Below are 12,818 nucleotides of genomic sequence, written 5' to 3'. Positions count from 1 at the left end.
TCAAGAATCCTTTCAGGATCAGCTCCATGGCTCAGGCTGCTCAGACGACCCATGCCACGACGGAAGCGCACGGCGGTGCTCACGAAGACGTCGGCTTTCCGCCCTTCAAGACGGAAACCTTCGCCGGTCAGGTCATCTGGCTGACGATCACTTTCGTGCTGCTTTATGTGCTGCTCTCGCGGCTGGTTCTGCCGCGTCTCTCGGGCATCATCGAGAACCGCCGCGTGACCATCGCCGGTGACCTCGACGAGGCGGCCGCAATGAAATCCCGCGCCGAGCAGGCCGGTGCCGCCTATGAAAAGGCGCTCTCGGAAGCCAAGGCCCGCGCCCAGAGCCTCGCTCAGGAAGCGCGCTCCAAGGCTTCTTCCGAAGCCGACGCCAAGCGCAAGGCGCTGGAAGCGGATCTGGCGAAGCGTCTCGGCGAATCCGAGGCGGTCATCGCCCAGAAAAAGACCGCAGCCATGGCCAATGTCCGCGGCATCGCCCTCGACACGGCCACGGCCATCGTCGAGCGCCTGACCGGCAAGGCTCCGGCTCCGCAGGTGGTGGAAGCCGCCCTCGACCAATCCAAGGCCTAAGGAGATCCAAGATGCTTAAGAGCGCTGAATTCTGGGTCGCCGTCGCCTTCGTCATCTTCTGGGGCATCCTGTTCTATAAGGGCGTCCCCGCGAAGATGATGGGCTCGCTCGATTCCCGCGGAAAGCGGATCGCCGACGAACTCACGGAGGCCAAGCGCCTGCGCCAGGATGCCGAAAAGCTCCTGAAGGAGTTCGAGGCCAAGCGTGCCGCCGCCGAACGCGAAGCCGCCGAGATCGTGTCCAGCGCCAAGGACGAGGCCGAGCGCCTTGCCCGCGAGGCGCAGGAGAAGCTGGCCGACTTCGTGAAGCGCCGCACCGCTGCCGCCGAGGCGAAGATCGCCCAGGCTGAGAGCCAGGCGTCCGCCGAAGTCCGCGCCGCCGCCGTCGACGCTGCCGTCAAGGCTTCCGAGCGCGTGCTAAAGAACGAGATCACGGGTCCCACCGCAGCGTCCCTGGTCACGAAGAGCCTCGGCGACGTGCGCGCGAAGCTGCAGTAAAAGCTTCACCCTGAACGCTCATCAAAAGCCGCCCTTCGAGGCGGCTTTTTTATTGGAGCCAGCCCCATGCTGCTGATTTTCGACTGCGACGGAGTTCTGGTCGATTCGGAGGCGCTCGCCTGCCAGATCGATGCGGAGATCCTCTCAGGCCTCGGCATATCCTACACGGCGGATGAGATCGCGCGGGACTTCGTCGGCATCAGCCTGAAGGACATGATCGCGCGGATTGAAACCGAGCGCCGTTGCAAGCTGCCCGAGGATTTCGGCGCGCTCGTCGAGCGAAACCTGTTTGCACGCTTCGAGACGGACCTCCAGCCGATATCCGGCATCCGCGATGCCATCCTCGGCCTTGCCCTGCCCCGTTGCGTCGCGTCTTCGTCCTTGCCTGAGCGCATCGCCTTGTCTTTGCGCCTCACCGGCCTTTCCGATCTCTTCGAAGACGTATTCAGCTCGTCTGAAGTCAAGCGCGGCAAACCCGCGCCCGATCTTTTCCTGCACGCGGCGGCACGCATGAGCGCGCATCCCGATGCATGCATCGTGATCGAGGATTCGTTGGCGGGCGTCTCAGGCGCACGCACGGCAGGCATGCGTGTCATCGGCTTTACTGGCGGCGGTCATTGCAGCGCTGGACATGGCGAGCGCCTGCGCGAAGCGGGCGCTCACGAGGTGATCGGCCACATGCGCGAGTTGGAAGACGCTGTGAACAGGCTCACGCGGACATAGCAAAGCGCCGTCATTCCGGGGCACGCGTAAGCGCGAGCCCGGAACCCATAACCTCGCCACCGCAGAAGAAGACGCCACCGCCGTCGAATGTTCGTGATCAGCGTCGTGGGTCTGGGTTCCGGGCTCCGCTACGCGGTCCCGGAATGACGGTGGACCTTTCGGCGTCCGGGATGACGATGACCATTCCCCAAAAATGAAAATGGCCGGGACATGCCCGGCCATTTCGTAGTCGACTTTTACTCTTACTCGGCCGCCTCGGCCATCGGCGCGGGTGGCGTCCACTTGAGCACCGGCGAGCGCGCCGCGCGGGTCTCGTCGAGACGGCGGCGCGGGGCGTGGTAGGGAGCGCCGGTGAAGCGTTCCGTCTCGCCCTTCTTGGCCGACATGGCGAGATCGCGCAGGGCCGCGATGAAGAGATCGAGCGCCGATTTCGATTCGGATTCCGTCGGCTCGATCAGCATCGCGCCATGGACCACCAGCGGGAAGTACATGGTCATCGGGTGATAGCCCTCGTCGATCATGGCCTTCGCGAAATCGAGCGTGGTGACGCCCGTATCTTTCAGCCACGTATCGTCGAACAGCACTTCGTGCATGCACGGCTTGTCGCCGAAGGGTTGCGAGAACAGGTCCGACAGACCGGCGCGGATGTAGTTGGCGTTGAGCACCGCATCCTCGGAGGCCTGCTTCATGCCATCCGAGCCATGCGAGAGCATGTAGGCGAGCGCGCGCACATACATACCCATCTGGCCGTGGAAGGCCGTGATGCGGCCGAAGGGCTTCTCCGGGGCATCCTGCTCATGCTCGACGAGTTCGAGACCGTTCTTGCCTGCGCGGACGAACGGCACGGGCGCGAACGGGGCGAGGCGCTCCGAGAGCACGACCGGGCCCGCACCCGGACCACCGCCACCATGCGGCGTCGAGAAGGTCTTATGCAGGTTGATGTGCATGGCATCGATGCCGAGATCACCCGGCTTCGCTTTACCGACGATGGCGTTGAAGTTCGCGCCATCGCAGTAGAAGTAAGCGCCCGCATCGTGCATCGCCTTGGCGATCTCGACCACTTGCGGCTCGAAGAGACCGCAGGTGTTCGGGTTCGTCAGCATGATCGCGGCGACGTCGGGCCCCAGGAGTTTCTTCACGTCATCGACATGCACCCAGCCGTCATCGCGGGCCGGCACCGGCTTCACGACGAAACCGATCAAAGCGGCGGTGGCGGGATTGGTGCCGTGCGCCGATTCGGGGACAAGCACGACATTGCGGGTCTTGCCTTCGCCCTTGGCTTCGATGGCGGCCTTGATCGCCATCATGCCGCAGAGCTCGCCATGCGCGCCCGCCTTCGGCGACAGCGAAACCGCCTTCGTGCCGGTGAGCGTCATCAGGTAGCGGGCGAGTTCGCTCATGAGTTCGAGCGCGCCCTGCACGGTGGAGATCGGCTGCAGCGGATGCACGTCGGAGATGCCCGGCAGGCGAGCCATGCGCTCGTTGAGACGCGCATTGTGCTTCATGGTGCAGGAGCCGAGCGGGAAGAGGCCCGTGTCGATGCCGTAGTTCATCTGAGACAGGCGCACGTAATGGCGCATGGTCTCGGGCTCGGAGAGACCCGGCAGGCCGATGGCGTCCTTGCGCTCCTGCCCACCGAGGCGCGGCGTGAAGGAGGCGGGCTCGTCGAGATCGACGCCGGTCGTGTCGGCGCGGCCGATCTCGAAGAGCAACGGCTCGACCTGAGCAAGAGCCTTATTGCCCGTGAAGGTCGGGTGTTCGTTTGTGCCGGCTTCTCCAGCGGCGGTGGGGCGTCCCTGACGGTTCAACATCACAGAACCTCCTTCAAGGCGGCGACGAGGGCCGCGCGATCTTCATCGGTGTTCACTTCGGTCGAGGCGACGAGCAGCAGATTGTCGAGGCCAGCACCCGGAAGCAGGCGCGACACCGGCACGCCCGCAAGCACGCCCTTCTCGGCCAGACGCTCCACGACTTCCGCGGCGGGCTTTGCCAGCTTCACCGTGAACTCGTTGAAGAACGTCTTGTTGAGCACCTCGACGCCCTTCACGTTGCCAAGCGCATCGGCAAGCTTCACCGCATTCGCATGGTTGATGCGCGCGAGGCGCGTGAGGCCCGCTTCTCCGAGCAGCGTCATGTGAATGGTGAAGGCGAGGCAGCACAAACCGGAATTCGTGCAGATGTTCGATGTCGCCTTGTCGCGACGGATGTGCTGCTCGCGAGTGGAGAGCGTGAGCACGAAACCGCGAGTGCCGTCCGCATCCACCGTCTCGCCGCAGAGGCGACCCGGCATCTGGCGGATGTATTTCGACTTCGCCGCGAAGAGGCCCACATAAGGGCCGCCGAAGTTCAGGGCATTGCCGATGGACTGGCCTTCGCCGACGACGATGTCCGCATCCTGGCTGCCGGGCGATGAGAGCAGGCCGAGCGAGACGACTTCCGTGAACACGGCGATCAGCAGCGCGCCGTGCTTGTGCGCCTTCTCGGCGATGGGCTTCAAATCGCGCACATTGCCGAACACGTCCGGCGACTGCACGACGACGCAGGAGGTGCTGTCGTCGATCTGCGAGAGAATGTCTTCAGTGCCGGAGACGTCGGCGGCGAGCGCCTTCACCTCGTCGCTTGCCATCTCAGAGAGCGTCTTCACCACATCGATGTAGTGCGGATGCAGGCCGCCCGAGAGCACTGCCTTGCGGCGCTTGGTGACGCGATGCGCCATCAACACGGCTTCGCCCGTGCCGGTCGAGCCGTCATACATGGAGGCGTTCGCCACTTCCATGCCGGTGAGCGCCGCAACTTGCGTCTGGAACTCGAACAGATATTGCAGCGTGCCTTGCGCGATTTCCGGCTGGTACGGCGTGTAGCTGGTCAAAAATTCGGAGCGCTGGATCAGGTGATCGACAGTCGCCGGAACGTGGTGCTTGTAAGCGCCCGCGCCGACGAAGAACGGCACGCTCGATGCGGATACGTTCTTCGACGACATGCGCGAGAGAATGCGCTCGACTTCCAACTCGCCCTTCCGGCGCGGAAGATCGACAGGCGCTTTCAGGAGCTTGTCCTTCGGGATGTCGGCGAAGAGATCGTCGACCGACTTGACCCCGATCCGCGCGAGCATCTCGCCGCGATCGGTCTCGGAGAGGGGGAGATAGCGCATCAGCAAAAACCCTATGCGTTAGTGGTTCGGAAGGCCCGCGACCACGATTTCCGTGAGCACGGAATTCGCGATGAAGCATTCCTGGTGAGACAGGTGATGAAGTTCGGCAATCTGCTCGGGCGTCGGAATCTTGTCGCCTGAGAATTCGATGATGGGGTCGAGCGTGACCTTGGAGACGAAAAGCTTGCCCTTCTCGTTCTTGGTCATCACGCCAAGGGCGTGATCCTCATAGCGGTCGATGGTGTAACGCTTCTTCGCCGCGATCGAGAGAAAGGTCAGCATGTGGCAACTTGAAATCGCTGCCACGAATGCTTCCTCCGGATCGACCGCGTCCTCTCGCGAGAGAGGCAGCGGCACGACCGAGGGTGAAGCCGACGCCGGCACCTCGATGCCGCCGTCGAAAATCCAGACATGGCCACGGCTATAGCGGTTCTCCGTAAAGTTGGAGCCATCGGCTTTCCAACGGATTGTCGCGCGATATTCGTGGGCCATGAGCGTTGATCCTGTTTAAGAGATCGACTTCACGAACTCCTGGTACTGCTCTTCCGTGAGCAGACCATCGAGTTCGCTCGGGTTCGTGATGCGCAGCTTCAGGAACCAGCCGCGACCGGCCGCGTCTTCATTGACCGTGCCGGGGGTGTCTTCGAGCAGGCTGTTGACCTCGAGCACCTCGCCGGAGACCGGAGCATAGACTTCGCTCGCGGCCTTCACGCTCTCGACGACGGCGGCTTCAGCGCCCTTGGCGAGCGTCTTGCCGACGGCCGGCAGCTCGACGAAGACGACGTCGCCCAATTGCGCCTGAGCGTAGTCGGAAATGCCGACGATGCCGGCATCGCCCTCAACGCGGACGTATTCGTGATCCTTGGTGTAACGCGTGGTCATTGGTGATCCCCCTTCAATATCAACGCTTGTAGCGATGCGGTGCGAACGGCATGGCCGCGACCTTGGCCGGAATCGGCTTGCCGCGAACCACAAGATGAAGGTCCGTTCCGACAGCGGAAACGTCCTTTGAAACATAACCCATGGCGACCGGGCCGTTGACGGTGGGGCCGAAGCCGCCGGACGTCACGATTCCGACCTCGCGGCCATCGGGCGTAGTGATGATCGAGCCCTCGCGCGCCGGAGCGCGGCCTTCGGGCTTCAGGCCGACGCGCACGCGCGCCGCGCCATCCTTGATCTCGCGCTGGATACGCGCGGCGCCCGGGAAGCCCCCCTCCTCGCGGCGGCGCTTCTGGATCGACCAGATCAGGCCGCCCTCGATGGGCGAGGTGGTGGTGTCGATGTCGTGGCCGTAGAGGCACAGACCGGCTTCGAGGCGAAGCGAATCGCGCGCGCCGAGGCCGATGGCCTTCACTTCCGGATCGGCGAGGAGCGCGCGCCACAGGGCGACGGCATCCTTGGCCTTGACGGAGATTTCGTAGCCGTCCTCGCCGGTATAGCCGGAGCGCGACAGATGAACGTCGAGCCCGGCGACCTTCGTCGCCTTGACCGCCATGAAGGTCATGTCGGCAGTGTCCGGAGCGAGCCGCGCCATCACCTCAGCGGCCTTCGGGCCCTGAATCGCGAGAAGAGCGCGATCGTCCGAGCGTACGAGCTTCACATTGGCGGGAAGGCGCGCCTGCATGTGCGCGTAATCCGCCTCCTTCATGGAGGCGTTGACCACCAGCACCAGCTTGCCGTCTTCGGCCGGATCGCCCGAGCGAGTGACCATGAGGTCGTCGAGAATGCCGCCCTCCTCGCTGAGCAGCTGCGAATAGCGCTGCTGGCCGGGCTTCAGGTTCACGATGTCGGCGGGAATCAACGTTTCCAGCGCCCGGGCCGTCGTCTCGTGGTCGGGGCCGACGAGGAGAGCCTGCCCCATGTGCGAGACATCGAACAGGCCTGCATGCTCGCGGGTCCAGTTGTGCTCGGTCATGATTCCGGTGGGGTATTGCACCGGCATGTCATAGCCGGCGAAGGGCACCATGCGGGCACCAAGCGCCACATGTTCGGCATGAAGCGGAGTAACGAGAAGCGGCTCGTCGGAATGGGCTTGCTCGGCCATCGGGTTCCCTCAAAGGCGTGTTTCATCAGGCCTTACGGCCCGTTTCACGCCCCCTCTGTCCCGAGACCTGAGAGATTTCCCTTGCGCTTGAAGACAAAAGCGAAGGTTACGCCCGTCGGTGGGCGACGCCTTGCGACGTCACCACTTTCCAGAGTGCCAGCTCCCGCGCGGTCCTTTGGCCTGAGCGTTTCCGGGGCGGTTGCGCCTTCGGCGCCGGGGCCCTTTCGGGTCCGGTCTCTTCCGCGGGGATCATTGGCTGCTGAAACCTGTGGCGAGGAATCGTCTTTCTGTCAATCAAACAGGCTGCCGCAACCGGCCTCTTCACCCCTTAATTGACGGCGGGGCCGAGAAGCCCCATGTATGGCAGCATCTTTTCACAGAAGGGGAGAAGCGCGGCCTGATCCGGTCAGCAGCTCCTGACATCGTTGCTCGAACTGGTTATCGCCCTCGTTCTCGTCGCTCTCAACGGCGTTTTCGCCCTTTCCGAACTTGCCATCGTTTCCGCCCGCCGCTCTCGCCTCAAGGCGATGGCCGAACAGGGCCGCCGGGGTGCCAACACGGCGCTCTCCCTCATGGAAGACCCGGGCCGTTTTCTCTCCACGGTCCAAATCGGCATCACCCTCGTCGGCATCCTGGCCGGCGCCTTCTCCGGCGCGGCGCTCGGTGGCAAGCTGACGGAAATCCTCCTTGCGGAGGGAATGCCGAGAGGCGCGGCCGAGCCTGTCGGCTACGGTGTCGTGATCGGGCTCATCACCTTCCTCTCCATTGTCATTGGCGAGCTCGTGCCGAAGCAGCTCGCTTTGCGTAACGCGGAAGGCATCGCCTGCATCATGGCCCCCTTGATGGTCGTCATGTCGAAGGTCGCCGCCCCTGCGGTGTGGCTTCTCAACGCCTCGACCCGCCTCATCTTTCGCCTCATGCGAACCTCGTCCGATGTCGAGAGCGCGGTGACCGAAGAGGAGCTCAAGCAGCTCGTCGGCGAGGCCGAGAGCGCGGGCGTGATCGAGGAAGAGGAGCGGCGGATGATCGCCGGCGTGCTTCGCCTCGGCGACAGGCCGGTGCGCGGATTGATGACGCCGCGCACGGACGTGGATCTGGTCGATCTGAACGACGACATCGAGACCATCCGAGCTGTGCTCATCGAGACGCCGCATTCGCGCCTTCCGGTCAGCGAAGGGGCCTCCGACAACATGATCGGCGTCGTCCAGTCGCGCGAATTGCTGGCGGCGTTGCTGTCGGGAGAGGCTCTAGACGTCCGCAAGCACGTCCGGCAGGCCCCCATCATTCCCGATACTCTCGATGCCCTCGATGCCATTGCCATGCTGCGCGATGCCGAAGTGCCCATGGCGCTGGTGCACGACGAATACGGCCATTTCGAAGGGGTGGTGACACCCGCGGACGCGCTCGAAGCAATCGTCGGCGCGTTCAGATCGGACACCGAGACCCCCGAGCCCGACGCGGTGCGCCGGGAGGACGGCTCATGGCTGCTCTCGGGCTCCATGCCCGTCGATGAAATGGCCGAAACGCTGGGTGTGTCGCTGCCGGAGAACCGGAGCTATCACACGGTCGGCGGGCTGGTGATCAGCGAAATTCAGCGCCTGCCCAATACGGGTGAGCACGTGAACGCCCTTGGCTGGCGCTTCGAGGTGGTGGACCTGGATGGACGCCGCATCGACAAGGTGCTCGCTATTCCCCTCGGCCGAGGGGCAAGCGAGACTTTGCATTGACCGGGCATGATCTGGGCGCCGACCGGCGCCCAGCTTCTTCAGCGGCGCAATAAAGCGACCTCAGCGGCGACGCCGACCCGTCGCCGCCTGGGCGCCCAATCCGACCTCGATCTCGAAGCTGTTGGCATCGACCGCCGGAACGACGATCCCCTCCTCGACCACGACGAAGGTCGCCTGGCTGTCGCCGGCGGGAATCGCAACCGAGAGACGCTTCGACCGGTTGGCGATGACCGTCGAGCCGCGCTTGACGACGATATGGACCGGCACGTCGTAGCGCCCTGCCGCGCCGCCAACACCCAGAAGCGCCCGGCCCTCGACACCGATCTTCACAACCGTTGCGCCATCGGGCCGTCCCACGCATTCGCGGGCGAGCTGGCTGATGGAGATCTGGCTGCGCAGCCCGCCCGTATCGCCGACGCGACCGCCGGTATAGGCCTGCAAGGCGGATCCTCCCTCGGAGACCTCGACCGGTGGGCAGTACACATCCTCAATCTGCGCGGCTTGCGGGGGCGGCACCGTAGGTCCCGCGAAAAGTATCATGTTGCCCAGGGTTGAGCCGCCCTCCCCAGGCGCTCCGCAGCCCGTCAGGGCCGTCAAGCCGAGCATCGCGAAAGCCAATGCGGCCTTTGCACCCAATCCATTACCCATGCCATTACCCATGAGATCCCCCAACTGACCGTGCTTGCCGGCTCTTTGATTAAGGCAGGGCGTCGAACCCGGCTGCGAATCCATTCAGCGACACCGGAATGCCGATGCCTTCCTCGGGCGTCTGGAAGACGATGAAGGTGGCCGCCTGGCCGCTCTTCATCTGCGTGATGAGGTTGTCCTCCATCACGACCTCCGCGACGCACCCCGTGGAGAGGCAGCGCACGAAACCGGCCCGGCCGATATCCGTCTGGTCGATCTTGAGACCCAGACCGGAAGGCAGAAGGATACCCAGCGGCGCGACGATGCGCAGAAGCTTGCTTTTGCCGTCAGCGGTTTTCAACACAATAATGACGAGCGTGACGTTCGGACGGTCCTCGGCCACGACGTTCTGGACCAGAGCGCACTGCTCAGCCGTAGCGCCGGGAGGGGTCTCGCACCGCATCTGCCAGTCGCCGAAGGTGTTCTTGACCATCCCTTGCGCACTGGCTCCGCTCGCCGCGGACAACGCGAGGAATCCGATGAAAGCGGCCGCTCCGCTGCGAACCCATCGTGACACGCTCATCGGCATCTCCGTCCTTGGAACACGGGCTTAAGGGCGGCGGCTTGCGCGCCAGCCCGGCTTTTGCCCCGTTCGGACCATGGCAGGGGGCGCAATGTCAAGCGAAGGGGACAATCTCGGAACGGAAAACACGCTTTGGCGGTTATGACGCATAAATAGCGACGCTTGCACCGTTGCGCTAAGGCGCGTCCTGTGGTCATAGACGCAGATCAAAAGGTGATGGCGCAGGCCGGGCACCGCTTTTTGCACGCCCGCGCCCTCCCCCGATGCATTCTTGGCCCCTCAGGCCATCACATCTTTAGGAGCTTGGAACACCGATGCGGATCGAGACCTCAGGACTTCGATCGGTGACCGCCCTCTCGACGGCGGCGGTCGCACTTGTGTTGGGCATAAGTGAGGCGGCCGCTGGCACCGGCGCACCTTCCCCGTGGGAAATCAGCATGCAGGGCATGGTGACGGAGGTGGGGCGCGACCTGTCTACCTTCCACACCTATCTGGTCTGGCTGATCACGGCGGTTTGCGTTTTCGTGCTCGCGCTGATCCTCGTCATCATCGCGCGGTTCAACGAAAAGAAGAACCCAGTGCCCTCGAAGACCACTCATAACACCATGCTCGAGGTCGTCTGGACCATCGTGCCGGTGCTGATTCTGGTCGCCGTTGCCATTCCCTCGTTCCGCCTCCTGCGCCTTCAGCTCGTCACGCCCGCCGCCGACATGGTGGTGAAGGTGACCGGCTACGCATGGTATTGGGGCTACGAGTACCCGGCCGATCAGGGCGGCGGTTTCAAGTTCGACTCGAATATGGTCGAGACGAAGGATCTGAAACCCGGCCAGCCCCGCTTGCTCACCGTCGACAACGAGATGGTGGTGCCGGTCAACAAGATCGTAAAGGTCCAGGTGACCGCCGCCGACGTGCTGCACTCCTTCGCCATGCCGTCCTTCGGCGTGAAGATCGACGCCGTCCCGGGCCGTCTGAACGAGACCTGGTTCAAGGCTGAAGCCGAGGGCGTTTATCACGGCCAGTGCTCCGAGCTTTGCGGTAACGGTCACCCCTACATGCCGATCACGATTCGCGTCGTGAGCGAGCAGCAATATGCCGCTTGGCTGGCCGACGCGAAGAAGAAGTATGCTTCTTCGACCGACGGCTCCGCTCCGCTCAAGCTCGCGAACGCTCAGTAATTTCAGAACGAAGGACCATAGAGGTCTCATCATGGCAAATGCAGCTGATGCCGCTCACGCGGATCACCACGATCACCCGACCTTCTGGCGCCGGTGGTTCTATTCCACGAACCACAAGGATATCGGCACTCTCTACTTCATCTTCGGCTTCACGGCGGGCCTCGTCGGGGCGTTCCTCTCGATCGCCATGCGCCTCGAGCTCCAGGAGCCGGGACTGCAGTATTTCTCCAATCCGCAGGCTTTCAACGTCTTCGTGACCGGCCACGGCCTCATCATGGTGTTCTTCATGGTGATGCCCACCCTGATCGGCGGCTTCGGCAACTGGTTCGTCCCGTTGATGATCGGCGCGCCGGACATGGCCTTCCCGCGCATGAACAACATTTCGTTCTGGCTTACGGTTTCGGCCTTCTGCCTGATGCTCTGCTCGCTCTTCGTCGAGGGCGCCCCCGGTTCGCTCGGCTTCGGCGGCGGCTGGACGGTGTATCCGCCGCTTTCGGTCAGCGGCCACCCCGGCCCGGCGCTCGATTTCGGCATCCTGGCCCTGCACCTCGCCGGTGCGGCCTCGATCCTGGGCGCGATCAACTTCATCACCACGATCCTGAACATGCGCGCTCCCGGCATGACGCTGCACAAGATGCCGCTCTTCGCCTGGGCGATGCTCGTCACCGCATTCCTGCTGCTGCTCTCGCTGCCGGTTCTCGCGGGCGCGATCACCATGCTGCTGACGGATCGTAACTTCGGCACCACCTTCTTCGACCCCTCGGGCGGTGGCGATCCGATCCTTTACCAGCACCTGTTCTGGTTCTTCGGCCACCCCGAAGTGTACATCATGATCCTGCCGGCCTTCGGCATCGTGTCCCACATCATCTCCACCTTCTCCAAGAAGCCGATCTTCGGTTATCTCGGCATGGCCTACGCCATGGTGGCTATCGGCGTCGTCGGCTTCGTCGTGTGGGCGCACCACATGTACACGGTCGGCCTCTCGCTCCAGACGCAGGCCTATTTCGTGTTCGCCACCATGGTGATCGCGGTGCCGACGGGCGTGAAGATCTTCTCGTGGATCGCGACCATGTGGGGCGGATCGATCCGCTTCACCGCCGCCATGCACTGGGCCGTCGGCTTCGTCTTCCTGTTCACGGTCGGCGGCGTCACCGGCGTCGTGCTCGCGAACGCAGGCGTCGACCGCTACATGCACGACACCTACTACGTGGTGGCGCACTTCCACTACGTGCTGTCGCTCGGCGCGGTCTTCGTGATCTTCGCCGGCATGTACTACTGGTTCCCGAAGATCACCGGCTACATGATGCCGGAATGGATCGGCAAGCTGCACTTCTGGATCGCCTTCATCGGCTCCAACGTGCTGTTCTTCCCGATGCACTTCCTCGGCCTCTCCGGCATGCCGCGTCGTTATGCGGACTATCCCGATGCCTTCGCGGGCTGGAATAGGGTCTCGTCGATCGGCTCCTACATCTTCGCCTTCGGTCTCCTCGTCTTCATCTTCGGCGTGATCTACGCGTTCATCCGCAAGGAAAAGGCCGCTGGGAACCCGTGGGGCGAAGGCGCAACGACCCTGGAATGGACGCTTTCCTCACCGCCGCCGTTCCACCAGTTCGAGACCCTGCCACGCATCGCGGCGGATTCGGGCCACTAAAGCCAGTCCCGGCGAAGCGGACACCGGTTCGCCGATAGGACATGCGATGACGAAATGAGTTA

13 protein-coding genes and 1 riboswitch are annotated in these 12,818 nt (G+C 63.6%); of the genes, 6 read left to right on the top strand and 7 right to left on the bottom strand.

Annotated elements, in window-relative coordinates:
• Positions 1-26: 26 nt before the first annotated feature.
• The 3 genes from I2H38_RS00355 (at position 27) to I2H38_RS00345 (ending at position 1,798) form a co-directional block, all read left to right on the top strand.
• Positions 27-578: a F0F1 ATP synthase subunit B family protein gene (locus I2H38_RS00355; protein ID WP_196269824.1), complete on the top strand. Its 552-nt coding sequence runs from the start codon at positions 27-29 to the stop codon at positions 576-578.
• 11 nt (positions 579-589) lie between these two features.
• Positions 590-1,075 carry a F0F1 ATP synthase subunit B family protein gene (locus tag I2H38_RS00350; RefSeq protein WP_196269823.1) on the top strand — a complete coding sequence of 162 codons (486 nt, stop codon included), beginning with the start codon at positions 590-592 and terminating at the stop codon, positions 1,073-1,075.
• Positions 1,076-1,141: 66 nt separating this feature from the next.
• Entirely contained in the window at positions 1,142-1,798 is a 657-nt protein-coding gene (locus I2H38_RS00345; RefSeq protein ID WP_196269822.1) for an HAD family hydrolase, read from the top strand.
• A 242-nt stretch (positions 1,799-2,040) separates the two neighbouring features.
• Here I2H38_RS00345 and gcvPB read toward each other — a convergent pair whose 3' ends face one another.
• The 5 genes from gcvPB to gcvT are packed head-to-tail and all read right to left on the bottom strand — an operon-like array spanning position 2,041 to position 6,993.
• Entirely contained in the window at positions 2,041-3,609 is a 1,569-nt protein-coding gene (gene gcvPB, locus I2H38_RS00340) for an aminomethyl-transferring glycine dehydrogenase subunit GcvPB (protein ID WP_196269821.1), read from the bottom strand.
• Positions 3,609-4,949: an aminomethyl-transferring glycine dehydrogenase subunit GcvPA gene (gene gcvPA / locus I2H38_RS00335; protein ID WP_196269820.1), complete on the bottom strand. Its 1,341-nt coding sequence runs from the start codon at positions 4,947-4,949 to the stop codon at positions 3,609-3,611. The genes gcvPB and gcvPA overlap by 1 nt, the downstream gene beginning before the upstream one ends.
• A gap of 18 nt (positions 4,950-4,967) precedes the next feature.
• Positions 4,968-5,441 (bottom strand): OsmC family protein, encoded by a 474-nt coding sequence (locus tag I2H38_RS00330; RefSeq protein WP_196269819.1) that lies wholly within the window; start codon positions 5,439-5,441, stop codon positions 4,968-4,970.
• Positions 5,442-5,456: 15 nt separating this feature from the next.
• Positions 5,457-5,831, bottom strand: coding sequence for a glycine cleavage system protein GcvH (gene gcvH / locus I2H38_RS00325; protein ID WP_196269818.1), 375 nt, complete (start codon positions 5,829-5,831; stop codon positions 5,457-5,459).
• Positions 5,832-5,850: 19 nt separating this feature from the next.
• Positions 5,851-6,993, bottom strand: a complete 1,143-nt coding sequence (gene gcvT / locus I2H38_RS00320) for a glycine cleavage system aminomethyltransferase GcvT (RefSeq protein WP_196269817.1) — start codon at positions 6,991-6,993, stop codon at positions 5,851-5,853.
• Between the two features lie 158 nt (positions 6,994-7,151).
• A riboswitch (glycine riboswitch) is annotated at positions 7,152-7,246 on the bottom strand.
• A gap of 172 nt (positions 7,247-7,418) precedes the next feature.
• Here gcvT and I2H38_RS00315 point away from each other — a divergent pair.
• Positions 7,419-8,720, top strand: a complete 1,302-nt coding sequence (locus tag I2H38_RS00315; protein WP_196269816.1) for a hemolysin family protein — start codon at positions 7,419-7,421, stop codon at positions 8,718-8,720.
• A gap of 60 nt (positions 8,721-8,780) precedes the next feature.
• Here I2H38_RS00315 and I2H38_RS00310 read toward each other — a convergent pair whose 3' ends face one another.
• Both I2H38_RS00310 and I2H38_RS00305 read right to left on the bottom strand, forming a co-directional pair.
• The gene (locus I2H38_RS00310) at positions 8,781-9,368 is read right to left on the bottom strand and encodes a hypothetical protein (protein ID WP_196269815.1); all 588 of its coding nucleotides are present in this window, start codon (positions 9,366-9,368) and stop codon (positions 8,781-8,783) included.
• 49 nt (positions 9,369-9,417) lie between these two features.
• Positions 9,418-9,930: an invasion associated locus B family protein gene (locus tag I2H38_RS00305; RefSeq protein ID WP_196269814.1), complete on the bottom strand. Its 513-nt coding sequence runs from the start codon at positions 9,928-9,930 to the stop codon at positions 9,418-9,420.
• Positions 9,931-10,244: 314 nt separating this feature from the next.
• Here I2H38_RS00305 and coxB point away from each other — a divergent pair, with 314 nt between their 5' ends.
• Together coxB and ctaD are read left to right on the top strand one after the other, a co-directional pair.
• Positions 10,245-11,105, top strand: a complete 861-nt coding sequence (coxB, locus tag I2H38_RS00300; RefSeq protein ID WP_196269813.1) for a cytochrome c oxidase subunit II — start codon at positions 10,245-10,247, stop codon at positions 11,103-11,105.
• A gap of 31 nt (positions 11,106-11,136) precedes the next feature.
• On the top strand, positions 11,137-12,756 hold the full coding sequence (gene ctaD, locus I2H38_RS00295; protein ID WP_196269812.1) for a cytochrome c oxidase subunit I: 1,620 nt from the start codon (positions 11,137-11,139) through the stop codon (positions 12,754-12,756).
• The last annotated feature ends 62 nt before the right edge of the window (positions 12,757-12,818 follow it).

It is taken from the genome of Microvirga alba, assembly GCF_015694465.1.
In the GTDB taxonomy this organism is placed as follows: domain Bacteria; phylum Pseudomonadota; class Alphaproteobacteria; order Rhizobiales; family Beijerinckiaceae; genus Microvirga; species Microvirga alba.
This window is presented reverse-complemented; position numbering and strand designations above follow the sequence as displayed.